Raw genomic sequence first — 22,121 nt, 5'->3', positions numbered from 1 at the left:
CCGTGGCTGCCAACTGCGACGTCTGCGGCAAGGGGCCGGGCTTCGGCAACAACATCTCGCACTCCCACCGCCGTACGCCCCGTCGCTGGAACCCGAACATCCAGCGTGTGCGTACCGTGGTGGGCGGGACGCCGAAGCGCGTGAACGCTTGCACCTCGTGCATCAAGGCCGGCAAGGTCTCGCGCTGACGCTCAGCTAGCGCGCGGCCACTGCTGGTTCGCTTACAGAGCCGGTCCACCTCAGGTGGACCGGCTCTTTGCCGTGTCCGGGTGTCCGAGAACGGCCGGATACTCAGGAGCCGGCCCGGAACCGCCAGCCGTGGTCCACCGGCCCGATGCCCCCGCCGAGCGCGAAGCCGGCCGCCACGGCCCCGGTGACGTACTCCTTGGCCGCCGTCACCGCCTCCGGCACGGAGCGCCCCTTCGCGAGCTCAGAGGCGATCGCGGAGGCCAGCGTGCAGCCCGTACCGTGTGTGTGCCGGTTGTCATGGCGCGGCGCCCGCAGCCAGTGCTCCTCGGAGCCGTCGGTGAGCAGATCGACGGCGTCCCCGGGCAGATGCCCGCCCTTGATCAGGACCCAGCGCGGCCCGTACGCGAGCACGGCCGCCGCTGCCCGCCGCAGTTCCTCCTCCGACTCGACGCGCACCCCGGTCAGCTGAGCCACCTCGTCGAGGTTCGGGGTGGCGACCGTCGCCACCGGCAGCAGCTTCGTACGGACGGAGTCCAGCGCCGAGGCGGCGAGCAGGGGGTCGCCGTGCTTGGAGACGCCCACCGGGTCGACGACCGCGGGGGCGTCCGTCCCCGCGAGCAAGTCCGCGACCGCCTCCACGAGTTCCGCGGAGGCCAGCATGCCGGTCTTGACCGCGTGGACGCCGATGTCGTCGACGACACTGCGGTACTGGGCCCGCACGGCCTCCACGGGCAGTTCCCAAGCCCCCTGCACGCCGAGGGAGTTCTGCGCGGTCACCGCCGTGACGACGCTCATGCCGTGCACACCGAGCGCGAGCATCGTCTTCAGGTCGGCCTGGATGCCCGCGCCTCCGCCGGAGTCGGAGCCCGCCACCGTGAGGACGTTGGGAATGGCGTCGGGGATCATGACTCTATGTCTCCGAAGTGGTCCCAGCCGCCCTTGCTGGTCCACGGCGCCCCGTCGACCGTGACCTGGGGCAGCGCCGAGGGGTTGAGGACCTCGCCGATGACCTTCCAGCGGGCGGGCAGCTTCGTGTCCGAGGGGAACGTCGCCACGATCGCGTGGTCCTCTCCCCCGGTCAGCACCCACTGCATGGGGTCGACGCCGACGGCCTGACCGATGTCGTTCATCTGGGTCGGGATGTCGATCGCCCCGGAGCGGATGTCGATCCGCACCTTGCTGGCCTCGGCGATGTGGCCGAGGTCGGCGATCAGCCCGTCGCTCACATCGCACATCGCGGTCGCCCCGAGCCCGGCGGCGGCCGGACCCGCGTGATACGGCGGCTCGGGACGCCGATGGGCCTCCACGAACGCGCGTGGCGAGCGGAACCCCCGCGCCAGCACCGCGTACCCGGCCGCCGACCAGCCCAGCCAGCCGGTCACCGCGACGAGGTCGCCGGGCTGCGCGCCCGCCCGCGTCACCGGCTCCTGGTTGCGCAGATCGCCCAGCGCCGTGATCGACACCATGATCGAGTCCCCGCGTACGACGTCACCGCCGACCACGGCGGCGCCCGCCACCTGGCACTCGTCGCGCAGGCCGTCCATCAGCTCGCTCGGCCAGGTCACCGGCAGCTCGGCCGGGACGACCAGACCGAGCAGCAGCGCGGTCGGTACGGCGCCCATGGCGGCGATGTCGGCGAGGTTCTGCGCGGCGGCCTTGCGGCCCACGTCGTAGGCCGTCGACCAGTCCCGGCGGAAGTGCCGGCCCTCCACCAGGATGTCCGTACTGGCCACGACCCTGCGGTCGGGCGCGGCCACCACGGCGGCGTCGTCGCCGGGGCCGACCCGGACCGCCGGGGTGGTGGTCAGACGGGAGGTGAGCTCCCTGATGAGCCCGAACTCACCGAGCTCACCAACAGTGCCCTTCATTGCCCTTCTCCCCTTCTGTCCCTGTCCATGCGCGGTCGCGAGGCGACTCGGGCCTCGCTACGGTCGAGGTGACCGTCATGTTCTGCCGGACCCGCGCCCCGGCGCGCAAGACCCGGGCCCCGCGGGTCTCCCCGTGGTGAGCGGCGACGCGATACCGTGGCGTTCCTTTTCCCCACATGATCCTCGTGGCCGCCCTGGAGGTTCCGTGGTACAGGCGTACATCCTGATCCAGACGGAGGTCGGCAAGGCGTCGACCGTCGCCGAGACGATCAGCAAGATCCCTGGGGTCGTCCAGGCCGAGGACGTGACAGGACCGTACGACGTCATCGTGCGGGCCCAGGCCGACACCGTCGACGATCTCGGTCGCCTGGTGGTCGCCAGAGTCCAGCAGGTGGACGGCATCACCCGCACCCTGACCTGCCCGGTCGTCCATATCTAGCCCCCGTCTACCCTGTGCCGGTGAACTCTTTCCGTCACCGGCACCGTTCTGTCTTCCGCGTGTTCCGCCTGCCCGCTCTCGCGCTGTTGATCACTGTCGCGGGCTGCTCCTCAGCAGACGACAGCGCGTCGGCGGCGGTTCCCAGTCCGGGCGCCAAGACCACGGAACTGTGCCGGAACCTGGACAAGGTACTGCCCGCGAAGGTGGACGGTGAGCGCCGCGAGGATCCCGAGCCCGCGTCGGCGCTGACGGCGGGCTGGGGCAGCCCGGCGATCATACTGCGCTGCGGTGTTCCGCAGCCGCCGAAGATGGTCGATCCGAAGGTGGCGGACGGACGTGATCCGGACGCGGTCGCCGGAGGTGTGAACGGGGTGGACTGGCTGATGGAGGAGCGGGGCGACGGGGAGCACGTCTTCACCACCGCCAACCGGGAGGCGTACGTGGAAGTGCGCGTGCCCGAGGGGCCGGACACCTCCGGGGTGCTGATCGATCTGGCCTCCGCCGTGAAGGAGGCGATCCCCGAGGGGATCGCCTCCTGACACCTCCCGGCGCTTCCCGCGGCCCGCGGTCGATTCAGCGCAGGCCGGTCGAACGGCGCAGTGCCGCCTGCACCAGGCGGTCCACCAGCTCCGGGTAGGACACCCCGCTCGCCTGCCACATCTGCGGGTACATCGAGATGGGCGTGAAGCCGGGCATCGTGTTGATCTCGTTGATCACGAACTCGCCGTCCTCGGTGAGGAAGAAGTCCGCGCGGACCAGGCCCTCGCAGGACGCCGCATCGAAGGCGCCGACTGCCAGGCGCTGGACCTCGGCCGTCTCCTCGGGCGTCAGGGGCGCGGGCACGATCCCCGGCGTCGAGTCGATGTACTTGGCCTCGAAGTCGTAGTACGCGTGCGCCTCGGGAGTGGGGATCTCGGCGGGGGCGGAGGCCCGGGGGCCGTCCTCGAACTCCAGGACGCCGCACTCGATCTCGCGGCCCCGCAGCGCGGCCTCGACCAGGATCTTCGGGTCGTGCCGCTGGGCCTCGGCGATCGCCTCGTCGAGTCCGGAGAGGTCGTCGACCTTGGTGATGCCGATCGACGAACCAGCGCGCGCGGGCTTCACGAACAGCGGCCAGCCGTGCTCGCCGGCGAAGTCGACGATCTTCTTGCGGGCGGCGGTCTCGTCCCGCTCCCACTCACGCGGGCGGACCACCACGTACGGGCCGACCTTGAGCCCGAAGGAGGTGAACACCCGCTTCATGTACTCCTTGTCCTGGCCCACGGCCGAGGCGAGCACACCCGAACCCACGTACGGGACGCCGGAGAGCTCCAAGAGGCCCTGGAGGGTGCCGTCCTCGCCGTAGGGGCCGTGCAGCACCGGGAAGACCACGTCGACCTCGCCGAGCGCCTTGGGAACCGATCCCGGCTCGCTGTAGACGACTTCGCGGTTGGCGGGGTCGACCGGGAGGATCACTCCGCCCTCGTCGGACTCGGCGAGCGCGTCGACGCTCGGCGGGCGCCGGTCGACGATCGCCATCCGCTCCGGTTCGTCCGCCGTGAGCGCCCAACGGCCGTCCTGGGTGATGCCGATCGGCAGGACGTCGTACTTGGTCCGGTCGATGGCCTTGAGGACGGCGCCGGCGGTGACCACGGAGATCCCGTGTTCGGAGCTGCGCCCGCCGAACACGACGGCCACACGCGGCTTGCGAGGCGGCTGCTCGGGGCTCTGGGGGAGGTTCTCGGTGCTCATATCGGCTTGAGAGTACCCGTTGGTAGGACAGGGATACAGCGCCCCCGGCGTCGCGTCGCTCAGCGTCGTTCGGGCTTCGCGCTGCGCGACATCAGCTCCTTGAGGGCCACGACCGGAGGCTTGCCCTCGTGCACGATTTCCACGACCGTCTCGGCGATCGGCATGTCGACTCCGTGCCGCCGGGCCAGATCCAGCACCGACTGGCAGGACTTGACGCCCTCGGCGGTCTGCTTGGTGACCGCGATGGTCTCCTGGAGGGTCATGCCCTTGCCGAGGTTGGTGCCGAACGTGTGGTTGCGGGACAGCGGCGAGGAGCAGGTGGCCACCAGGTCGCCCAGGCCCGCGAGTCCGGAGAAGGTCAGCGGGTCGGCGCCCAGGGCCATGCCGAGCCGGGTCGTCTCGGCGAGACCGCGGGTGATGAGCGAGCCCTTGGCGTTGTCGCCCAGACCCATGCCGTCCGCGATGCCGACGGCCAGGCCGATGACGTTCTTCACCGCGCCGCCGAGTTCACAGCCGACGACGTCGGTGTTGGTGTACGGGCGGAAGTACGGCGTGTGGCAGGCGGCCTGGAGCCGCTGGGCGACGGCCTCGTCGGTACAGGCCACCACGGCGGCGGCCGGCATCCGCGCGGCGATCTCCCGGGCCAGGTTGGGCCCGGTGACCACGGCGATGCGCTCCGGACCGACCTTGGCGACGTCGTCGATGACCTCGCTCATCCGCATCGCGGAGCCGAGTTCGACGCCCTTCATCAGCGACACGAGAACCGTGTTCGGGGCGAGCAGCGGGCTCCACTCTGCGAGGTTGCCGCGCAGGGTCTGCGAGGGGACCGAGAGGACCGTGAAGTCGGCGTCCGCGGCGGCTTCCGCGGGGTCCGTGGTGGCCCGTACGTTCTCCGGCAGCTCGACGCCCGGGAAGTAGTCGGGATTGGTCCGGGTGGAGTTGATCGCTTCCACGAGCTCCGGGCGGCGCCCCCACAGGGTGACCTCGCACCCCGCGTCGGCGAGCACCATGCCGAACGCCGTACCCCACGAACCGGCGCTCAGGACCGCCGCCTTGACCGGCTTGCTCACTTGCCCAGCCCCTCTTCCTGCGCCGGCTGCACCGACTGCACCGATTCCTGCCCGCCCCGCTGCGTCTGCGCCTGGGTGCGGCGCCGCTGCTCGATCCGCTCCCGGCGCGGATCGTAGGGCATGTCGGGCGCCTTCTCCCCGCGGATCTCCTCCAGCTGACAGGTGACGGCGGCCATGATGACCTCGGTGGCTTCCTTCAGGAGATCCGCTGTCATCTCACGGTCGTAGAACCGCGTGAGGTCCACGGGCGGCCCGGCGAGCACCCGGTGCGTCTTGCGCGGCAGGAGGTGCGGCTTCTTCGCGTACGGCGGCAGCAGCTCGTTGCAGCCCCACTGGGCGACGGGGATCACCGGGCACTTGGTCTCCAGGGCGACGCGCGCCGCCCCGGTCTTGCCGGTCATGGGCCAGCCCTCCGGGTCGCGGGTGAGTGTGCCCTCGGGATAGAAGGCGACGCATTCACCGCGGTTCACGGCGTCGATCGCGGCCCGGAAAGCGCTGAGCGCGTCCGTGCTCTCGCGGTAGACGGGGATCTGCCCGGTACCTCGCATCGCGGCCCCGACGAATCCGCTCTTGAAAAGCCCGCTCTTCGCGAGGAATCGCGGGACGCGCCCGGTGTTGTACTGAAAGTGCGCGTAAGCGAAGGGATCGACGTGCGAATTGTGGTTCACCGCGGTGATAAATCCACCATCAGCCGGAATGTGCTCGATTCCGCGCCAGTCCCGCCTGAGCAGAACCACCAGCGGCGGTTTGCAGATCACCGCAGCGAAGCGGTACCAGAAGCCGATTCTGCGGCGGGGCACGCGGACACCTTCCTCTAGGGCCTGAAGCGGGGGCCACCGGGGGGCCGCACAAGTGTCGCCCCAGGCCGCCGGTCTGTCGAGAACACCGTACGCCCCGACCCGCCCGCCGCCCGATGCCCCGGGTGACAATGACCGCGACAAGAGAGGGACGGAACACCTGTGCAGTGGACGTTGGTCGTACCCCTGAAACCCCTGGCCCAGGCCAAGAGCAGGCTTGCGGACACCGCGGACGACGGGCTGCGGCCGGGCCTGGCGCTCGCCTTCGCCCAGGACACCGTGGCGGCGGCGCTGGCCTGTCCCGCGGTACGGGATGTGGCAGTCGTCACGGACGACGCCCGGGCGGGCCGTGAGCTGGCCGTACTCGGCGCGGCGATCATCCCCGACGAGCCGGGAAGCGGCCTCAACGCCGCTCTCGCACACGGGGCGGGGATCATACGGTCCACTCGCCCCGGAAGTCCGGTGGCCGCGCTCAACGCCGATCTGCCCGCACTGCGCCCACCGGAATTGACCCGGGTACTCGACGCGGCCGCTGAATTCCCGCGTGCATTTCTCCCGGACGCCGCCGCAATCGGAACGACCCTGCTGGCCGCCGCCCCGGGCCATGAATTGCTCCCGGCCTTCGGCACCGATTCCCGGGCCCGGCACCGCACGTCCGGGGCCATGGAACTGAGCCTCGCCGGGGTGGATTCCGTACGCCAGGACGTGGACACCGGCGACGACCTGCGCAACGCGCTGGCCCTGGGGGTCGGTCCTCATACGGCCGCGGCCGCCGCGCGGTTGCTGATCCCCGGGCAGTAGGCTGCGGCCATGCAGGCGACCGCGTACACGTACGACCCCGAAAGCCGCAGCGGGCAGGTGCTCCTGGACGACGGCACCCCGGTGCCCTTCGACGCGCCGGCGTTCGACGCGGGGGGTCTCAGGCTGCTGCGTCCGGGGCAGCGCGTGCGTATCGAGGTGGAAGGCGCGCAGGGCGACCTCAGGATCACTCTCGTGACACTGCAGACCCTCTGACCACTGCTTGAACGACTGACCTCTGCTTGAACGATCTCTGCCTGAACACGCCGCGGGCCGGACTCCATGCGGGAGTCCGGCCCGTCGCGTGTGTGACCCGGCGCCCTTACTTCTTGCGGGCGGTGGTCTTCTTGGCGGTGGTCTTGCGCGCCGTCGACTTCTTGGCGGGCGCCTTCTTGGCCGTGGCCTTCTTCGCCGGGGCCTTCTTGGCGGTGGTCTTCTTCGCGGCGGTGCTCTTGGCGGTCGCCGTGGTCTTCTTGGCGGGCGCCTTCTTCGCCGTCGTCTTCTTCGCGGCCGCCGTCTTCGTGGTCGCCTTCTTCGCCGTCGTCTTCTTGGCGGTGGTCTTCTTGGCGGCGGCCTTCTTCGCGGTCGCCTTCTTCGCGGCGGCCTTCTTGACCGTCGCGCCGGCACCGCCGGTCAGGCTGCCCTTCGGGGCCTTCTTGACCGAGACCTCGCCACCGCGCGGCAGCTTCTTCGAGCCGCTGACCAGGTCCTTGAAGCCCTGACCCGCGCGGAAGCGCGGAACGGAGGTCTTCTTGACCCGAACCCGCTCGCCCGTCTGGGGGTTACGGGCGTACCGGGCCGGACGGTCGACCTTCTCGAACGAACCGAAGCCGGTGACGGAAACCCGCTCACCCGAGACGACCGCGCGGACGATGGCGTCCAGTACGTGGTCGACAGCGTCGGCGGCCTGCTGGCGGCCGCCCATCTTGTCGGCAATCGCTTCTACGAGCTGCGCCTTGTTCACGTCTTCCCCTTCGGAGACATCGCCAGAACGAAAGTGTTCAAGCTTTTTCGCACGTTAGGCAGATATATACCGCAAATCAAACACGAAACGGGCTTCTCACCCTTGTGCCGCAACGAACTCGGCGGTGTCGTCCGGTTCAGCGTTCCTCGTCGGGGAGATGTCCCTCGTCGAGGTCCGCGGTGAACCGTTCCAGCCGCCTTGCCGCGTCGGCGAGATCGTGCTTGGCCGCGGCCGTAATGACCAGCAGCTTCCGGGTCAGCGCCATCCGTACGCCCTCCGGGACTTGCAGTGCGCGCACTCTTGCGTGCGCTTCCTTGAGTTGGCCCGCGACTGCCGCATAGAGCTCGAGTTGGCCGTCGTGTTCCATGCACAGATTGTGCCATCTGGGGCGAGTTGTCGCCTGCGCAGGGGACAACTGCCGCCGCAAACGGCCTTCCGGGCACGCGCGGAAGTCGCGGCTGTACACCTCGCGTACCCCGGCAACCACCGGCATAACGCGGGAAGTTGAGCGTCACCTTCCGGGCGGACAGGGCCGTTCGGGTGCAGACACGGCTGTACCCCCGATCGGGCTGATCGGGGGTACAGAGGGGGTGTTGCGGTGGCCGAAAGTCGCCTTGTTCAGAGGCTCCGGATCGTGCTTCGGATCAGAGCTGGATCGTCTGCGGCTTGAAGGCGGGACGCTTCGCCTCGTACGCGGCGATGTCCTCCTCGTTCCGGAGGGTGATCGAGATGTCGTCGAGGCCGTTCAGCAGCCGCCAGCGGGAGTTCTCGTCCAGCTCGAAGTCGGCGGTGATGCCCTCGGCGCGCACCTCGCGGCTCTCCAGGTCGACGGTGATCTCGGCCTGCGGGTCCTTCTCGGCGAGCTCCCACAGCGCGTCCACGATCTTCTGCTCCAGAACGACCGTGAGCAGGCCGTTCTTGAGCGAGTTGCCGCGGAAGATATCGGCGAAGCGGGAGGAGATCACGGCCTTGAAGCCGTAGTTCTGCAGTGCCCAGACGGCGTGCTCACGGGAGGAGCCGGTGCCGAAGTCGGGGCCGGCGACCAGGACGGTCGCGCCCTGCCGCTCGGGCTGGTTGAGCACGAACGTCTCGTCCTTGCGCCAGGCCTCGAACAGCCCGTCCTCGAACCCGTCGCGCGTGACCTTCTTGAGCCAGTGGGCGGGGATGATCTGGTCGGTGTCGACGTTGCTGCGGCGCAGCGGGACGGCCCGGCCGGTGTGGGTGGTGAAGGCTTCCATGGTTCTCAGACTCCAGCGGGCGTACGGTCGTCGGCGGCGGACAGGTCGGCCGGGGAGGCCAGGTGGCCCAGGACGGCGGTCGCGGCCGCGACCTGGGGCGACACCAGGTGCGTACGGCCGCCCTTGCCCTGCCGGCCCTCGAAGTTGCGGTTGGAGGTGGACGCGGAGCGCTCCCCCGGGGCCAGCTGGTCGGGGTTCATGCCCAGACACATCGAGCAGCCCGCGTGCCGCCATTCGGCGCCGGCGTCCTTGAAGACGACGTCCAGACCCTCGGAAACGGCCTGCAGACCGACCCGCGCGGAGCCCGGGACGACCAGCATCCGTACGCCGTCGGCGACTTTGCGGTCCTTGACGATCTCGGCCGCGGCCCGCAGGTCCTCGATACGGCCGTTGGTGCAGGAGCCTACGAAGACGGTGTCCACCTTGATGGAGCGCAGCGGCTGCCCGGCCTCCAACCCCATGTACTCCAGGGCCTTTTCGGCGGCGAAGCGCTCCGATGCGTCTTCGTACGAAGCAGGGTCGGGGACGGACGCCGAAAGGGGTGCGCCCTGGCCGGGGTTGGTGCCCCAGGTGACGAACGGCGCCAGCTGGGTGGCGTCGATGACGACCTCGGCGTCGAACTCGGCGTCCTCGTCCGTCCTGAGCGTCTTCCAGTACGCGACGGCCGCGTCCCAGTCGGCGCCCTCGGGGGCGTGCGGGCGGCCCTGGAGGTACGCGAAGGTGGTCTCGTCCGGGGCGATCATGCCCGCGCGGGCACCGGCCTCGATCGACATGTTGCAGATGGTCATGCGGGCTTCCATCGACAGCTTCTCGATGGCCTCGCCGCGGTACTCCAGGACGTAGCCCTGGCCGCCGCCGGTGCCGATCTTCGCGATGATCGCCAGGATCAGGTCCTTGGCGGTGACGCCGTCGGGCAGTTCGCCGTTGACCGTGATCGCCATGGTCTTGGGGCGGGACATCGGCAGCGTCTGGGTGGCCAGCACGTGCTCCACCTGGGAGGTGCCGATGCCGAACGCCAGCGCGCCGAAGGCGCCGTGCGTGGAGGTGTGCGAGTCGCCGCAGACGACCGTGGTGCCGGGCTGGGTCAGGCCCAGCTGCGGGCCGACGACGTGCACGACGCCCTGCTCGACGTCGCCCAGCGGGTGCAGCCGCACGCCGAAGTCGGCGGCGTTCTTGCGCAGCGTCTCCAGCTGGACCCGGGAGACCGGGTCGGCGATGGGCTTGTCGATGTCGAGGGTGGGGGTGTTGTGGTCCTCGGTGGCGATGGTGAGGTCGAGGCGCCGGACCTTGCGGCCGCTCTTGCGGAGGCCGTCGAAGGCCTGCGGGCTGGTCACCTCGTGCAGCAGGTGCAGATCGATGAAGAGAAGGTCGGGCTCGCCCTCCGCGCGCCGGACGACATGGTCGTCCCAGACTTTCTCCGCGAGTGTCCTACCCATCGCTGTTCCCTCCGGCCGACGACGATCCGCCGGCCCAACTAGAGATCTTGAGGAGGCGGGCCCCTGCCCCGATTCCGGGCATCCGCCGCCAGGCCCGTACGTCACGGGCCGTTGTGACTTCGTGTCTTCAAGAGTGGCGGGTTCCACGGAAAATTGAACTTGCGTTTCACAGAGTGAGACGCGAGTATCGTTTCATGGACAACAGTAGCGGCGTCGGCGTTCTGGACAAGGCGGCCCTCGTCCTGAGCGCTCTGGAGTCCGGTCCGGCCACCCTCGCGGGCCTGGTCGGTGCCACCGGACTGGCACGACCCACGGCCCACCGCCTGGCCGTGGCCCTGGAACACCACCGCATGGTGGCGCGTGACATGCAGGGCCGTTTCATTCTCGGCCCTCGCCTGGCAGAACTCGCCGCGGCCGCGGGTGAGGACCGTCTCCTCGCCACCGCAGGCCCGGTGCTCACCCACGTCCGTGACATCACGGGCGAGAGCGCGCAGCTCTACCGCCGCCAAGGCGACATGCGGATCTGCGTCGCCGCGGCGGAGCGTCTGTCCGGCCTTCGGGACACGGTCCCGGTCGGCTCGACGCTCACGATGAAGGCCGGCTCCTCGGCACAGATCCTGCTGGCCTGGGAGGAGCCGGAGCGGCTGCACCGCGGACTGCAGGGCGCCCGCTTCACGGCGACGGCCCTGTCGGGCGTACGGCGCCGGGGCTGGGCCCAGTCGATCGGTGAGCGCGAGCCGGGTGTGGCGTCGGTCTCCGCTCCGGTGCGGGGGCCGTCGAACCGGGTGGTGGCGGCCGTGTCGGTGTCGGGGCCGATCGAGCGGTTGACGCGTCACCCGGGGCGGATGCATGCGCAGGCTGTGATCGATGCGGCGGGGCGCCTCTCCGAGGCGCTGCGACGGACCGGCTGAACCGACGAGGCGTTCCTCGGGGAAGGCCGGCCTCAACGCCGCGGCAGGCTTTCCCCCCGACCAGGCGCCGTAGCAGGTGCGGATTGGCTGTCGAGTGCCGGTCCGCCGTGGCTGATCGCGCAGTTCCCCGCGCCCCCAAGAAGGTTCGTACGAAGAAGGCCCCCCACCGAAGTGGAGGGCCTTTCTCTGATGTACCCCCGACCGGATTCGAACCGGCGCTACCGCCTTGAGAGGGCGGCGTGCTAGGCCGCTACACAACGGGGGCGTGGAGCCTGCGTTTCCGCAGGTCCGAGCTGGTCTACCTGGACTCGAACCAAGACTAACTGAACCAGAATCAGTCGTGCTGCCAATTACACCATAGACCAATGTGGTTTAGACCAGTCAGTACCCCCGACCGGATTCGAACCGGCGCTACCGCCTTGAGAGGGCGGCGTGCTAGGCCGCTACACAACGGGGGCCCTAGCGGTTCCCGAGATGATCGTCGATCTTCCGGAACCTTGTACCCCCGACCGGATTCGAACCGGCGCTACCGCCTTGAGAGGGCGGCGTGCTAGGCCGCTACACAACGGGGGCCTTGCAGATGAGCTCTGCGAGCTGGCCTACCTGGACTCGAACCAAGACTAACTGAACCAGAATCAGTCGTGCTGCCAATTACACCATAGGCCACTGGAACGCAAGCCCCTGAGGGGGTTCTTGTTCTAGTTGTGCGCCTGGGGTTCCTGCCTTCCGGCCCGGCCCCGCGGCGCAGGAAGAACATTACCTGAAGGTGGACGGGGCTCCAAAACGACTATCCGTGCCGAGCAGGGAAGGCAGTTCGGCGAGGGAGGCGATGCGGTGCGGACCGACGGGCGGCTCGATCGTGGCGTACCTGCTGCCGCGGTCGATCCACACCGACAACAGCCCGGCCTGCGCCGCACCGCGGCCGTCGATCTCCGGGTGGTCGCCGACGTACGCGACTTGGTGCGGGGCGAGGTCGAGGGCGTCGCAGGCGGCATGGAAGGCGCGGGCCTCCGGCTTGGACATGCCGAGCTCGGCGGCGCACAGGATGGCCTCGAACCGGTCGTGCACCCCGAGCACGCGCAGCTTGCGATCCTGGACGTGAAGGCTGGAGTTGGAGAGCACCGCGTGCCGGTGGCTGACCGCGAGCGCGTCCAGGACCGGCAGGACGTCCGGGAAGAGGGCCCAGGCGGTCTCGTAGTGCGAGATGTACCGCTGGAACCAGGCGTCGGCGTCGGCGTCGCTCAATTCCTCGCCCACGAAGACGCGCACCCGGTCCCGGCGCTGCTCTTCGAAGGAGACCTCGCCGACGGCGAACCTCGCCCACTGGACGTCGGTGATCTCTCGCCAGCGCGCGAGGGCCTGCTGGACGCTGTCGTACGCGTCCAGCAGGCCCTCGGTCATCAGGTGCAGCCGCATTCCGGCCCGGTCGGCGCCCGTGTAGTCGAAAAGAGTGTCGTCGACGTCCCAGATCACGGCACGAATGCTCATGACCCGACGGTAGCCTGCGGCACGTGGTTCCGTCCGTCGGGCGCACAGCAGACTAGTTGCCGGCGCAGGCCATGACCCAGGGGCCGTAGGAGCCGCTGACGTAGGCGCCGTTGTCCACGTGACCGACGCGGTAGTAGAAGCAGGCGTTCTCGTTCATGTCGGTGTCGTAGACGTACGCGTTGTTCAGGTCGTAGCCGGTGTAGCCGCCGGTGTAGTCCACGTGGATCTTGGTGTGGCTGGTGGACGGAGTGCCGGTCGTGGGGCTCGTGTACTGCAGACGCACACCCTTGCCGTCGGAGCAGACGTCGAGGAACTTGAAGGTGTCGCCGTTGCCGTAGAAGTACACGGCCCCGCAGCTGTTGCTGGACGAGGCCGTGTGCGTGGCGGCGTGGGACGCGGTGGCCGTCCCCAGGGTGAGGGCCGAGGCCGCGAGGGCTGCGATCGCGAAACGGCGGGCGTGGGGCATGTGACTCCTTGCGGTGGGCGTAGGACTCCGCGTCACCTGACGGAAGGCGCGCGTGGATACGTCGAGTTGGAACTATGCACGACCGATGATCTTCGTACAAGAGTTCGGTAGAAGTTCGCGATCATGCGGCCGACGCCCTCCACCGGCCCCGAGGCACACAGCGGTGAGGGGCGGCAGCCGTCGCTGCCGCCCCTCACCGACGTCAAGGACTAGGCCGCCAGCTTCGCCAGCGCCGCGTCGATCCGGGCCAGGGTCTGCTCCTTGCCCAGGACCTCCAGGGACTCGAAGAGCGGCAGGCCGACCGTGCGGCCGGTGACGGCGACACGGACGGGGGCCTGGGCCTTGCCGAGCTTGAGGCCGTGGGCCTCACCGGCGGCCAGGACGGCCTCCTTCAGCGACTCGGCGGAGGTCCAGTCGGCGGCCCCCAGCTTCTCGCGGGCGGTGCGCAGGAGGGCGTCCGAGCCCTCCTTCATGGCCTTGGCCCAGCTCGCCTCGTCCTCGGCCGGCTCCGGCAGGAACAGGAAGTCGACGTTGTCGGTGATCTCGGAGAGCACCTTGAGGCGGGTCTGCGCGTGCGGCGCGATGGCCTGCCACTTCGCCTCGTCGAAGGCCTCCGGGGCCCAGGGGGCGAACGGGGCCTGGAGCCAGGGGCGGCAGCGCTCGGTGAAGTCCTTCACGTCCAGCAGGCGGATGTGGTCGCTGTTGATGGCCTCGCACTTCTTCAGGTCGAAGCGGGCCGGGTTGGGGTTCACGTCGGAGATCTCGAACGCCGCGATCATCTCGTCGATCGAGAAGACGTCCTGGTCGGCCGAGAGGGACCAGCCGAGCAGGGAGAGGTAGTTGAGCAGGCCCTCCGGGAGGAAGCCGCGCTCCCGGTAGAGGTTGAGGGACGACTGCGGGTCGCGCTTGGAGAGCTTCTTGTTGCCCTCGCCCATGACGTAGGGCAGGTGGCCGAAGGAGGGGATCTCCTTGGCGATGCCCAGCTCGGTCAGCGCCTTGTACAGGGCGATCTGGCGCGGGGTGGAGGAGAGCAGGTCCTCGCCGCGCAGGACGTGGGTGATCTCCATCAGGGCGTCGTCGACCGGGTTGACCAGCGTGTAGAGCGGGGCGCCGTTGGCGCGGACGATGCCGTAGTCCGGGACGTTCTCCGGGGTGAAGGTCAGCTCGCCGCGGACCAGGTCCGTGAAGGTGATCGTCTCGTCGGGCATCCGGAAGCGGACGATGGGCTCCCGACCCTGGGCCTTGTACTCCGCGACCTGGACGTCGGTCAGCTCGCGGCAGTGGCCGTCGTAGCCGGAGGGCTTGCCGGCGGCGCGGGCGGCCTCGCGGCGGGTGTCCAGCTCGTCCTGGGAGCAGTAGCAGCGGTAGGCGTGGCCGGCGTCGAGCAGCTTGGCCGCGACGTCCTTGTACAGGTCCATGCGCTGCGACTGGCGGTACGGCGCGTGCGGGCCGCCGATCTCGGGGCCCTCGTCCCAGTCGAAGCCCAGCCAGCGCATCGAGTCGAGCAGCTGGGTGTACGACTCCTCGGAGTCGCGGGCCGCGTCGGTGTCCTCGATGCGGAAGACCAGAGTGCCCTGATGGTGCTTGGCGAACGCCCAGTTGAACAGGGCGGTGCGCACTAGGCCCACGTGGGGGTTACCGGTGGGCGACGGACAGAAACGGACGCGTACGGGAGTGCCGGGTGCGCTAGCCACGCTTGACAACCTTGTTGGTGAGAGTGCCGATGCCTTCGATGGTGACGGCGACCTCGTCGCCGACGTTCAGGGGGCCGACCCCAGCCGGGGTGCCGGTGAGGATCACGTCGCCGGGGAGCAGCGTCATGGCCTCGGAGATGTTGACGATCAGATCCTCGATGGAGTGGATCATCTCGCTCGTACGGCCCAGCTGGCGCTGCTGGCCGTTGACCGTGAGCTGGATGGTGACGTCCGCCGGGTCCAGGTCCGTCTCCACCCAGGGGCCGAGCGGGCAGGAGGAGTCGAAGCCCTTGGCCCGGGCCCACTGCTTCTCGCGCTTCTGGACGTCGCGGGCGGTGATGTCGTTGGCACAGGTGTACCCGAAGATCACGTCCCGGACGCGCTCGCGCGGGACCTCGCGGCACATCCGGCCGATGACGACGGCCAGCTCGGCCTCGTGGTGCACCTCCTCGGAGAAGGAGGGGTACTGGATGTCGTCGCCGGGGCCGATCACCGAGGTGGAGGGCTTGAAGAAGGCGAAGGGGGCGTCGGGGACCTCGTTGCCCAGTTCCCTGGCGTGCTCGGCGTAGTTGCGGCCGAAGGCCACGACCTTGTTGGGGAGCACCGGGGGCAGCAGCCTGACCTTGCCCACCGGCACCTTCGTACCGGAGAGTTCGAAGTCCGCGAACGGGATGCCCTTGATGATGTCCAGGACGAGCTCGTCCTGCTTTTCGCCCTCGATGGCGCCGAAGGCGACGTTCCCGTCGATGGAGAATCTGGCGATGCGCACGGGATGCTTGGCCCCTTGACTGAAGCGGCTGGAGTCTGACGCTCCAGGCTAACGCGGGCGGGTGTCCGCGCCGTGCTCATGATGATGCTCATGATGAAGGGCGCCCCCCGCTGTCGGAGGGCGCCCTCGATGTTCGTGTCCTGCCGCCTTGAGCAGTCGGCGGCCGGTGCGCGTACTACCTGGTGTCACACCGCGGCCGCGGCGGCCGCGACGGGGACCTCGACGAGGATGGTGCGCTTGGGGTTGGCGGTCTGTGCGGGGAGTTCGACGCTGTGCTCCGGCTGCTCCGGCGTCCGCAGTTCGCCGGCGTCGTCCAGGTGCGCCAGCGTCGTGCGTCGCGGGTTGGCGATCTTGTGGAACATCGTCGTCGTCTTCACTGTTTACTTGACCCTGTCCTGTGACGGCGCCGGGCGGGTCCTTGGACCTCGCGCCGGGCGCGGGTTGTCGGTTTTGCCATCTCTGTAAAGCGTCAGGCTAAACACGGGATTCCCGGCTCAATCGCGGAGGGGCCATGATCGGCATGTGAGTTTCCTCACGAAACAGAGGTCGAATCGGTCAATCCGGACTCACACCCCACCCCCACAAAGCGGACATCAACCCCTTGAAGCCACCATTCCGCTCCTGATCATGGCGACTGGGACACCCGTCAGACCCTGACGACTCGCGGGGGTTACGCCCGAAATGGACGAACTCACTTTCTACGTCCGGTGATCCGGCCCTCACGTGGTGTCACCTATGTCACGGCCTGGCCTACGGGCCTTGTTGGAGATCCTGTGCTGTGCTGGAATCTCACGGACCGCCGCAGGATCGAGCCGGCGCACAGGGGGCGCACCGACGCGCCGAGTGGCGGCGAGAAGGGGGAGCCAGCGCCGGTCACTCACGACCACCACGGGGGCGTACTCAGGGCGTCCCCAGAACGCCGACACCGTGCCCCGCCGCTCACGCGACGGGGTGCCTGGTCCAGAGGTTGCGACGCTAGTGCAGGGACGTTTCAAGAGGGATGGCAGCGCTTCGGCGGAGCCGGAGCCGCACGGCGGGACTGGCGCCATGAAGGGCGGCCCCGCGCCCCAGCACGCCCAGAACCCGGGCTCGGCCGGCGACGGCGGTGAGCGCTCCGGGCGATCCGGTCCGTCGGCCCCCGCGGGGGCCGGGAATCCGTCCCCGGCGCTGAAGCCGCCGACGGGACCCACCGGCCCCGGCTCGCGAATAGCCCTGCGCAACTGGCGCATCTCCACCCGACTGGTCTCGCTGCTCGCGCTCCCGGTGGTCGCGGCCACCTCGCTGGGCGCGCTGCGTATCAACCAGTCCATGGACGACATCCAGCAGCTCGACAACATGAAGCTGCTGACGGACATGACCAAGCGCGCCACCGACCTCGCCGCAGCACTCCAGGAGGAGCGCGACCAGTCGGCCGGGCCGCTGGCGCACGGCGGCAAGGCGACCGACTACACGGTCAAGGGGCTTCGCGACAAGACGGACCGGGCCGCGGAGGGCTTCCGGGAGGCCTCCGAGGAGGTCGACAACAACAGCAAGGACGGCAACCTCAGGGGCGTCCGCGACAACCTCGTTCAGCTCGTCGGTGAACTGAACAACATCGAAAAGATCCGCAGCACCGCCTACGAGGCCACGGACAACTCCACCCAGACGATCGAGGCGTACCACCGTCTGATCGAGAACCTGATCGGCCTCTCCCAGGACATGGCCGAGGCGACCAGCAATCCGGACATGATCCAGCGCACGCGTGCGCTCGCGGCGTTCTCCTCCGCCAAGGAGTACTCCTCGATCCAGCGCGCGGCCCTCGCGGCGGCACTGCCCGCGAGCAACACCACGACCGGCAAGCTTTCGCCGAACGACCGGCTCTACGCCGAATCGGCCCTGGAGAGCCAGAAGTCCGAGCTCCGCAGCCTCAAGAGCATCTACGGCGAGGAAGCGGCAGCCGAGTTGCTGAAGCCCATCGAGGACGGCGGCAACTCCACGATCAAGGCCACCGACACCTACGCCGGCCGTGCCCTGGTCACCGCGAGCGGTCTCGCCCAGCAGGACAAGCGGTCCTACCGCGACTGGCTGGACGACAGCTCCACCAAGATCCAGCAGATGAAGAACATCGAGCACACGCTGCTCGAGGAGATGGAACAGAAGGCCCGCGAACTGCGCAGCGCCACCGAGCGCGACGCGATCATCTCCGGTGCGCTGATCCTGATCGTGCTCGGTGTGTCGCTGGTCGGCGCGTTCGTCGTGGCCCGCTCCATGATCCGCTCCCTGCGCCGCCTGGAGGAGACCGCGACCAAGGTCGCCTCCGACCGGCTGCCCGAGCTGGTCAAGCAGCTCTCCGAGTCCGACCCGCAGGACGTCGACACGTCCGTGGAGTCGGTCGGTGTGCACTCCCGGGACGAGATCGGCCGGGTGGCCGCGGCCTTCGACGACGTGCACCGCGAGGCGGTCCGCCTCGCCGCTGAGCAGGCCCTGCTGCGGGGCAACGTCAACGCGATGTTCACCAACCTCTCGCGCCGCTCCCAGGGCCTCATCCAGCGTCAGCTGTCGCTCATCTCCGAACTGGAGTCCCGCGAGGCCGACCCGGACCAGCTGTCCTCGCTGTTCAAGCTCGACCACCTCGCCACCCGCATGCGCCGTAACGGTGAGAACCTCCTCGTCCTCGCGGGTGAGGAGCCCGGCCGCCGCTGGACCCGCCCGGTCCCGCTGGTCGACGTGCTCCGCGCCGCCGCGTCCGAGGTGGAGCAGTACGAGCGCATCGAGCTGGCCGCCGTGCCGACCACCGAAGTGGCCGGCCGGGTCGTCAACGACCTCGTCCACCTGCTCGCCGAGCTGCTGGAGAACGCGACCTCGTTCTCCTCGCCGCAGACCAAGGTCAAGGTCACCGGTCACGCGCTGCCCGACGGCCGTGTGCTGATCGAGATCCACGACACCGGTATCGGTCTGTCGCCGGAGGACCTGGCCGCGATCAACGAGCGGCTCGCCTCTCCCCCGACGGTGGACGTCTCCGTCTCCCGCCGCATGGGTCTGTTCGTGGTCGGCCGTCTGTCGCAGCGGCACGGCATCCGCATCCAGCTGCGCCCGTCCGACTCCGGTGGTACGACCGCGCTGGTCATGCTGCCCGTCGATGTCGCCCAGGGCGGCAGGAAGCCCCAGCCCAAGCAGCCCGGCCAGCCGCCGCTCGGCGGTGGCGGTCCGGCCGCCGCGCAGGCCGCCGCCGGTGCGGCCGCGGCCCGGCGTGGTGCCGGTGCCGGCCAGGGCGGTGGCGCCCTCGGGGCGGGTTCGTCCGGTGGCGGTGCCTTCGGTGCCGGTGCGTCCGGCGCGGGCCGGCTGGCTCCGGGCCAGAGCCCGCGGGCCGCGCTGCCCGGGCGGGACGCGGACGGTGGCCGTCCGGGAACGCCAAGCGGAGCACACGGGCCCCAGGGTCCCGAGAAGTCCCCGTCGTTGTTCGACCAGGGCGTTCCCTCCGGACCCCCGCAGGGCCGTCCGGCTCCGGCCGGTGCCGGGTTCGGGCAGCAGGCCCCGGGTGCCCCGCAGGGTCTGCAGGCCGCGGGCACGAACGGGCCGCAGGGCCAGGACGCCTTCGGCGGCGGCCGTGGCCAGCAGCGCCCGGGCGGCAACAACGAGCAGGGCCAGGGCCGTAGGCCGCAGCTGCCGCCGCGCGGCGGTCCGCGAGCCGAGCTGCCCGGTGGCGACCAGCAGCCGCGCGTGCCGAGCTGGAGCGACGAGAACGCCCAGCCGCCGGTGCCGCGGGCCTCGCTGGACGCCCCGCGTGGTCATGAGGAGCCGGACGTCTCCCGTACGTCCCAGATGCCGCGGATCGACGACCGCCAGGGTCCGGGCGCCACGGCAGAGATCCCGGCTGTGCCGCAGTCGGACCAGTTCGCCACCGGCACGAACGGATCGCAGGACCCGGGTCAGTTCGTCCGCCCGGACGTCTTCGGCTCCCCGGCCGGCCGCCCCGACCCGTCCTCCACGACGGGCCAGTACCCGGCACCGCAGGCCCCGCAGTCCTACGACAACGGCTCCACGGGCCAGTACCCGGCCCAACGCCAGGACAGCAACGGCAGCCAGTACCCCGCGCCGCGCCAGGACAACGGCTCGACGGGCCAGTACCAGGCCCAGCGCCAGGACAACGGCTCGGGCCGGCCCACTCTCCCGGGCCCGGCCACCCCGGCCGACCCCGGGGGCAGGGGCCAGTTCGACCGGCCGCAGGTCAACGGCGGCCGGGGTCCGGCCGACTTCGGCGCCCCGATGCCGCCCGCCCCGCAGGCCCGGCCCGCCCGGCAGGAGCCCGAGGCCCTGCCGCCGGCATCCGGTCCGGGCGACGGTCGTACGCCGCTGTACGACACACTGGAGACCAACTGGTTCCACGGCCAACACGGCCAGCAGGAGCAGGAGCGGCAGCCGCAGAACAACGGCTCGGCTCCGGCCCCGCAGCAACCGCAGGGACCCACCGGTCCGCAGCGGTCCTCCGCCCCCGCCGGCTGGCGCAGTTCACCGAACGACGACCTCGGCCGCCAGGCCGAGCGCGTGCGCCAGCCCGCCGCGGGCGGTGTCACCACCTCCGGCCTGCCGCGCCGTGTGCCCCGGGCGAACCTCGTCGCGGGCACGGCTCAGCAGCAACCGGCGCAGCAGAGCGGTCCGCAGATCTCCCGGGCGCCCGATGACGTCCGGGGCCGTCTGACCAATCTCCGCCGCGGTATCGCACAGGGTCGTCAGGCCGGGTCCACGCAGACCGGCAGCTTCCCTCGACCCTCTCACCAGCAGGAGCGTTAGTTGAGTCCGATGAGCCAGGCGGCACAGAACCTCAACTGGTTGATCACCAACTTCGTGGACAACACCCCCGGGGTGTCCCACACCGTCGTCGTGTCCGCCGACGGTCTCCTTCTGGCAATGTCGGAGGGCTTCCCGCGTGACCGCGCGGACCAGCTCGCTGCCGTCGCCTCCGGCCTGACGTCGCTGACGGCGGGCGCCTCCCGGATCTTCGAGGGGGGCGACGTCGCGCAGACGGTCGTGGAGATGGAGCGGGGGTTCCTGTTCCTGATGTCCGTCTCGGACGGCTCGTCGCTGGCCGTCCTGGCACACCCTGAATGCGACATCGGCCTCGTCGGCTACGAGATGGCGCTCCTGGTCGACCGCGCGGGCGCGGTCCTCACCCCCGACCTGCGAGCTGAGCTCCAAGGCAGTCTGCTCCACTGAACGGCCCGGCACCACCCGTCTCACCACACCACCGTCCGGCCGCCACACACCCCACACAGGCCCCGTCAGACGGCTCGACTGACCGACTTGCTGTCCCGCCCGGAGGACCCATGACCCCGCCCCCCGCCTCTCATGATCCGTACGCGGAGCCGTACGAGGATGAGGGCGACCAGCCGCTGGTACGGCCTTACGCCATGACCGGCGGCCGGACGCGGCCGCGCTACCAGCTGGCCATCGAGGCTCTGATCAGCACGACCGCGGACCCCGCGGCGCTCATGGGGCTGCTGCCGGAGCACCAGCGCATCTGCCACCTGTGCCGTGAGGTGAAGTCGGTCGCCGAGGTCTCGGCGCTGCTCAACATGCCGCTGGGTGTGGCCAGGATCCTCGTCGCGGACCTCGCGGAGGCCGGTCTCGTCGCGATCCACCAGCCGGGCGGCGACGACGCCACCGGCGCACCGGACGTGACACTGCTCGAAAGGGTGCTCAGTGGACTTCGCAAGCTCTGACGCGGGTCGTTCCACCACGTCCGCGAAGATCGTGGTGGCGGGCGGCTTCGGCGTGGGCAAGACCACGTTCGTCGGCGCCGTCTCGGAGATCAACCCGCTGCGCACGGAGGCCGTCATGACCTCCGCCAGCGCGGGGATCGACGACCTGACCCACACCGGGGACAAGACCACCACCACGGTGGCCATGGACTTCGGCCGTATCACCCTGGACCAGGACCTGATCCTGTACCTGTTCGGTACGCCGGGCCAGGACCGCTTCTGGTTCATGTGGGACGACCTGGTGCGCGGCGCCATCGGCGCGGTGGTCCTGGTGGACACCCGCCGGCTGGCCGACTGCTTCCCGGCCGTCGACTACTTCGAGAACAGCGGCCTGCCCTTCGTGGTCGCGCTGAACGGCTTCGACGGGCAGCAGCCCTACCAGCCCGAGGAGGTGCGTGAGGCGTTGCAGATCGGGCCGGACACCCCGATCATCACGACGGACGCCCGTCACCGGGCCGATGCCAAGAGTGCCCTGATCACGCTGGTCGAGCACGCCTTGATGGCACGGCTGAGGTAGCACCCAAT

General features: G+C 69.9%; 24 protein-coding genes and 5 tRNA genes. 10 read left to right on the top strand and 19 right to left on the bottom strand.

Annotated features, from left to right (window positions below):
* The first annotated feature begins 2 nt into the window (after positions 1–2).
* Positions 3–188, top strand: coding sequence for a 50S ribosomal protein L28 (rpmB, locus tag ACFZBT_RS14285; protein ID WP_004924906.1), 186 nt, complete (start codon positions 3–5; stop codon positions 186–188).
* Between the two features lie 103 nt (positions 189–291).
* On the opposite strand, the gene thiD is transcribed toward rpmB, so the two are convergent.
* Both thiD and ACFZBT_RS14275 read right to left on the bottom strand, forming a co-directional pair.
* Complete coding sequence (gene thiD / locus ACFZBT_RS14280) at positions 292–1,095, bottom strand: bifunctional hydroxymethylpyrimidine kinase/phosphomethylpyrimidine kinase (RefSeq protein ID WP_391102645.1); 804 nt, start codon at positions 1,093–1,095, stop codon at positions 292–294.
* Positions 1,092–2,057: a thiamine-phosphate kinase gene (locus ACFZBT_RS14275; protein ID WP_391102643.1), complete on the bottom strand. Its 966-nt coding sequence runs from the start codon at positions 2,055–2,057 to the stop codon at positions 1,092–1,094. Before ACFZBT_RS14275 ends, thiD begins: the two co-directional genes overlap by 4 nt.
* A 205-nt stretch (positions 2,058–2,262) precedes the next feature.
* On the opposite strand from ACFZBT_RS14275, the gene ACFZBT_RS14270 reads away from it, so the two are divergent.
* On the top strand, positions 2,263–2,496 hold the full coding sequence (locus tag ACFZBT_RS14270; RefSeq protein ID WP_193481916.1) for an Lrp/AsnC family transcriptional regulator: 234 nt from the start codon (positions 2,263–2,265) through the stop codon (positions 2,494–2,496).
* A 20-nt stretch (positions 2,497–2,516) separates the two neighbouring features.
* Positions 2,517–3,035: a DUF3515 family protein gene (locus tag ACFZBT_RS14265; RefSeq protein ID WP_391102640.1), complete on the top strand. Its 519-nt coding sequence runs from the start codon at positions 2,517–2,519 to the stop codon at positions 3,033–3,035.
* A 34-nt stretch (positions 3,036–3,069) separates the two neighbouring features.
* Here ACFZBT_RS14265 and ACFZBT_RS14260 read toward each other — a convergent pair whose 3' ends face one another.
* From ACFZBT_RS14260 to ACFZBT_RS14250, 3 genes are read right to left on the bottom strand one after another with little or no spacing between them, the layout of a single operon-like run.
* Positions 3,070–4,227, bottom strand: a complete 1,158-nt coding sequence (locus ACFZBT_RS14260; RefSeq protein WP_391102638.1) for a D-alanine--D-alanine ligase — start codon at positions 4,225–4,227, stop codon at positions 3,070–3,072.
* Between the two features lie 59 nt (positions 4,228–4,286).
* Complete coding sequence (locus ACFZBT_RS14255; RefSeq protein ID WP_391102636.1) at positions 4,287–5,297, bottom strand: NAD(P)H-dependent glycerol-3-phosphate dehydrogenase; 1,011 nt, start codon at positions 5,295–5,297, stop codon at positions 4,287–4,289.
* On the bottom strand, positions 5,294–6,097 hold the full coding sequence (locus ACFZBT_RS14250; protein WP_391102634.1) for a 1-acyl-sn-glycerol-3-phosphate acyltransferase: 804 nt from the start codon (positions 6,095–6,097) through the stop codon (positions 5,294–5,296). The genes ACFZBT_RS14255 and ACFZBT_RS14250 overlap by 4 nt, the downstream gene beginning before the upstream one ends.
* 159 nt (positions 6,098–6,256) lie before the next feature.
* Here ACFZBT_RS14250 and cofC point away from each other — a divergent pair, with 159 nt between their 5' ends.
* Together cofC and ACFZBT_RS14240 are read left to right on the top strand one after the other, a co-directional pair.
* Entirely contained in the window at positions 6,257–6,895 is a 639-nt protein-coding gene (gene cofC / locus ACFZBT_RS14245; RefSeq protein ID WP_391102631.1) for a 2-phospho-L-lactate guanylyltransferase, read from the top strand.
* A gap of 9 nt (positions 6,896–6,904) precedes the next feature.
* Positions 6,905–7,108, top strand: coding sequence for a hypothetical protein (locus ACFZBT_RS14240; RefSeq protein WP_391102629.1), 204 nt, complete (start codon positions 6,905–6,907; stop codon positions 7,106–7,108).
* A gap of 106 nt (positions 7,109–7,214) precedes the next feature.
* Here the strand turns inward: ACFZBT_RS14240 and ACFZBT_RS14235 are convergent, their stop codons facing one another.
* The 4 genes from ACFZBT_RS14235 to leuC form a co-directional block, all read right to left on the bottom strand.
* Entirely contained in the window at positions 7,215–7,856 is a 642-nt protein-coding gene (locus tag ACFZBT_RS14235; protein ID WP_215118325.1) for an HU family DNA-binding protein, read from the bottom strand.
* A gap of 136 nt (positions 7,857–7,992) precedes the next feature.
* Positions 7,993–8,223: a hypothetical protein gene (locus tag ACFZBT_RS14230; RefSeq protein ID WP_391102627.1), complete on the bottom strand. Its 231-nt coding sequence runs from the start codon at positions 8,221–8,223 to the stop codon at positions 7,993–7,995.
* Positions 8,224–8,500: 277 nt separating this feature from the next.
* Positions 8,501–9,094, bottom strand: a complete 594-nt coding sequence (gene leuD, locus ACFZBT_RS14225) for a 3-isopropylmalate dehydratase small subunit (RefSeq protein WP_391102625.1) — start codon at positions 9,092–9,094, stop codon at positions 8,501–8,503.
* A gap of 5 nt (positions 9,095–9,099) precedes the next feature.
* Positions 9,100–10,530 carry a 3-isopropylmalate dehydratase large subunit gene (gene leuC, locus ACFZBT_RS14220; protein ID WP_391102623.1) on the bottom strand — a complete coding sequence of 477 codons (1,431 nt, stop codon included), beginning with the start codon at positions 10,528–10,530 and terminating at the stop codon, positions 9,100–9,102.
* Positions 10,531–10,724: 194 nt separating this feature from the next.
* Between leuC and ndgR the strand changes: the two genes are divergently transcribed.
* Complete coding sequence (gene ndgR / locus ACFZBT_RS14215) at positions 10,725–11,441, top strand: IclR family transcriptional regulator NdgR (RefSeq protein ID WP_184598579.1); 717 nt, start codon at positions 10,725–10,727, stop codon at positions 11,439–11,441.
* A gap of 192 nt (positions 11,442–11,633) precedes the next feature.
* Here ndgR and ACFZBT_RS14210 read toward each other — a convergent pair.
* From ACFZBT_RS14210 to ACFZBT_RS14165, 10 genes are all read right to left on the bottom strand, one after another.
* A tRNA-Glu gene (locus ACFZBT_RS14210) sits at positions 11,634–11,706 on the bottom strand.
* Between the two features lie 28 nt (positions 11,707–11,734).
* Positions 11,735–11,806: transfer RNA gene (locus tag ACFZBT_RS14205), tRNA-Gln, on the bottom strand.
* Positions 11,807–11,826: 20 nt separating this feature from the next.
* Positions 11,827–11,899, bottom strand: a tRNA-Glu gene (locus tag ACFZBT_RS14200).
* A gap of 42 nt (positions 11,900–11,941) precedes the next feature.
* A tRNA-Glu gene (locus tag ACFZBT_RS14195) sits at positions 11,942–12,014 on the bottom strand.
* A 21-nt stretch (positions 12,015–12,035) separates the two neighbouring features.
* A tRNA-Gln gene (locus tag ACFZBT_RS14190) sits at positions 12,036–12,107 on the bottom strand.
* Between the two features lie 90 nt (positions 12,108–12,197).
* Complete coding sequence (locus tag ACFZBT_RS14185; protein ID WP_391102620.1) at positions 12,198–12,929, bottom strand: HAD-IA family hydrolase; 732 nt, start codon at positions 12,927–12,929, stop codon at positions 12,198–12,200.
* A gap of 52 nt (positions 12,930–12,981) precedes the next feature.
* A complete protein-coding gene (locus ACFZBT_RS14180; RefSeq protein ID WP_391102618.1) occupies positions 12,982–13,395 on the bottom strand; it encodes a hypothetical protein in 414 nt (137 codons plus the stop codon).
* A 209-nt stretch (positions 13,396–13,604) separates the two neighbouring features.
* Positions 13,605–15,089, bottom strand: coding sequence for a glutamate--tRNA ligase (gene gltX / locus ACFZBT_RS14175; RefSeq protein WP_391102616.1), 1,485 nt, complete (start codon positions 15,087–15,089; stop codon positions 13,605–13,607).
* The gene (locus tag ACFZBT_RS14170; protein WP_391102614.1) at positions 15,082–15,858 is read right to left on the bottom strand and encodes a fumarylacetoacetate hydrolase family protein; all 777 of its coding nucleotides are present in this window, start codon (positions 15,856–15,858) and stop codon (positions 15,082–15,084) included. Before ACFZBT_RS14170 ends, gltX begins: the two co-directional genes overlap by 8 nt.
* A gap of 185 nt (positions 15,859–16,043) precedes the next feature.
* Positions 16,044–16,235 carry a hypothetical protein gene (locus tag ACFZBT_RS14165; RefSeq protein ID WP_391102972.1) on the bottom strand — a complete coding sequence of 64 codons (192 nt, stop codon included), beginning with the start codon at positions 16,233–16,235 and terminating at the stop codon, positions 16,044–16,046.
* Positions 16,236–16,836: 601 nt separating this feature from the next.
* On the opposite strand from ACFZBT_RS14165, the gene ACFZBT_RS14160 reads away from it, so the two are divergent.
* The 4 genes from ACFZBT_RS14160 (at position 16,837) to ACFZBT_RS14145 (ending at position 22,113) form a co-directional block, all read left to right on the top strand.
* A complete protein-coding gene (locus ACFZBT_RS14160) occupies positions 16,837–20,628 on the top strand; it encodes a nitrate- and nitrite sensing domain-containing protein (RefSeq protein ID WP_391102612.1) in 3,792 nt (1,263 codons plus the stop codon).
* 9 nt (positions 20,629–20,637) lie between these two features.
* The gene (locus ACFZBT_RS14155; protein WP_005479910.1) at positions 20,638–21,051 is read left to right on the top strand and encodes a roadblock/LC7 domain-containing protein; all 414 of its coding nucleotides are present in this window, start codon (positions 20,638–20,640) and stop codon (positions 21,049–21,051) included.
* Positions 21,052–21,161: 110 nt separating this feature from the next.
* Positions 21,162–21,557 (top strand): DUF742 domain-containing protein, encoded by a 396-nt coding sequence (locus ACFZBT_RS14150; protein WP_053668780.1) that lies wholly within the window; start codon positions 21,162–21,164, stop codon positions 21,555–21,557.
* A complete protein-coding gene (locus ACFZBT_RS14145; protein ID WP_104781463.1) occupies positions 21,538–22,113 on the top strand; it encodes an ATP/GTP-binding protein in 576 nt (191 codons plus the stop codon). Before ACFZBT_RS14150 ends, ACFZBT_RS14145 begins: the two co-directional genes overlap by 20 nt.
* Positions 22,114–22,121 lie beyond the last annotated feature (8 nt).

The organism is Streptomyces sp. NPDC008137, assembly GCF_042957035.1.
Lineage (GTDB): Bacteria > Actinomycetota > Actinomycetes > Streptomycetales > Streptomycetaceae > Streptomyces.
Note: the sequence above shows the minus strand (reverse complement) of the source record. Positions and strands in the feature narration are given on the sequence as shown.

Excerpts from the sequence above, each read along its gene's own strand:
- ACFZBT_RS14155 (WP_005479910.1), top strand. The coding sequence starts at position 20,638 with ATGAGCCAGGCGGCACAGAACCTCAACTGGTTGATCACCAACTTCGTG.
- ACFZBT_RS14185 (WP_391102620.1), bottom strand. The coding sequence starts at position 12,929 with ATGAGCATTCGTGCCGTGATCTGGGACGTCGACGACACTCTTTTCGAC.
- thiD (WP_391102645.1), bottom strand. The coding sequence starts at position 1,095 with ATGATCCCCGACGCCATTCCCAACGTCCTCACGGTGGCGGGCTCCGAC.
- ndgR (WP_184598579.1), top strand. The coding sequence starts at position 10,725 with ATGGACAACAGTAGCGGCGTCGGCGTTCTGGACAAGGCGGCCCTCGTC.
- ACFZBT_RS14240 (WP_391102629.1), top strand. The coding sequence starts at position 6,905 with ATGCAGGCGACCGCGTACACGTACGACCCCGAAAGCCGCAGCGGGCAG.
- ACFZBT_RS14150 (WP_053668780.1), top strand. The coding sequence starts at position 21,162 with ATGACCCCGCCCCCCGCCTCTCATGATCCGTACGCGGAGCCGTACGAG.
- ACFZBT_RS14230 (WP_391102627.1), bottom strand. The coding sequence starts at position 8,223 with ATGGAACACGACGGCCAACTCGAGCTCTATGCGGCAGTCGCGGGCCAA.
- leuC (WP_391102623.1), bottom strand. The coding sequence starts at position 10,530 with ATGGGTAGGACACTCGCGGAGAAAGTCTGGGACGACCATGTCGTCCGG.
- ACFZBT_RS14260 (WP_391102638.1), bottom strand. The coding sequence starts at position 4,227 with ATGAGCACCGAGAACCTCCCCCAGAGCCCCGAGCAGCCGCCTCGCAAG.
- leuD (WP_391102625.1), bottom strand. The coding sequence starts at position 9,094 with ATGGAAGCCTTCACCACCCACACCGGCCGGGCCGTCCCGCTGCGCCGC.
- ACFZBT_RS14180 (WP_391102618.1), bottom strand. The coding sequence starts at position 13,395 with ATGCCCCACGCCCGCCGTTTCGCGATCGCAGCCCTCGCGGCCTCGGCC.
- ACFZBT_RS14275 (WP_391102643.1), bottom strand. The coding sequence starts at position 2,057 with ATGAAGGGCACTGTTGGTGAGCTCGGTGAGTTCGGGCTCATCAGGGAG.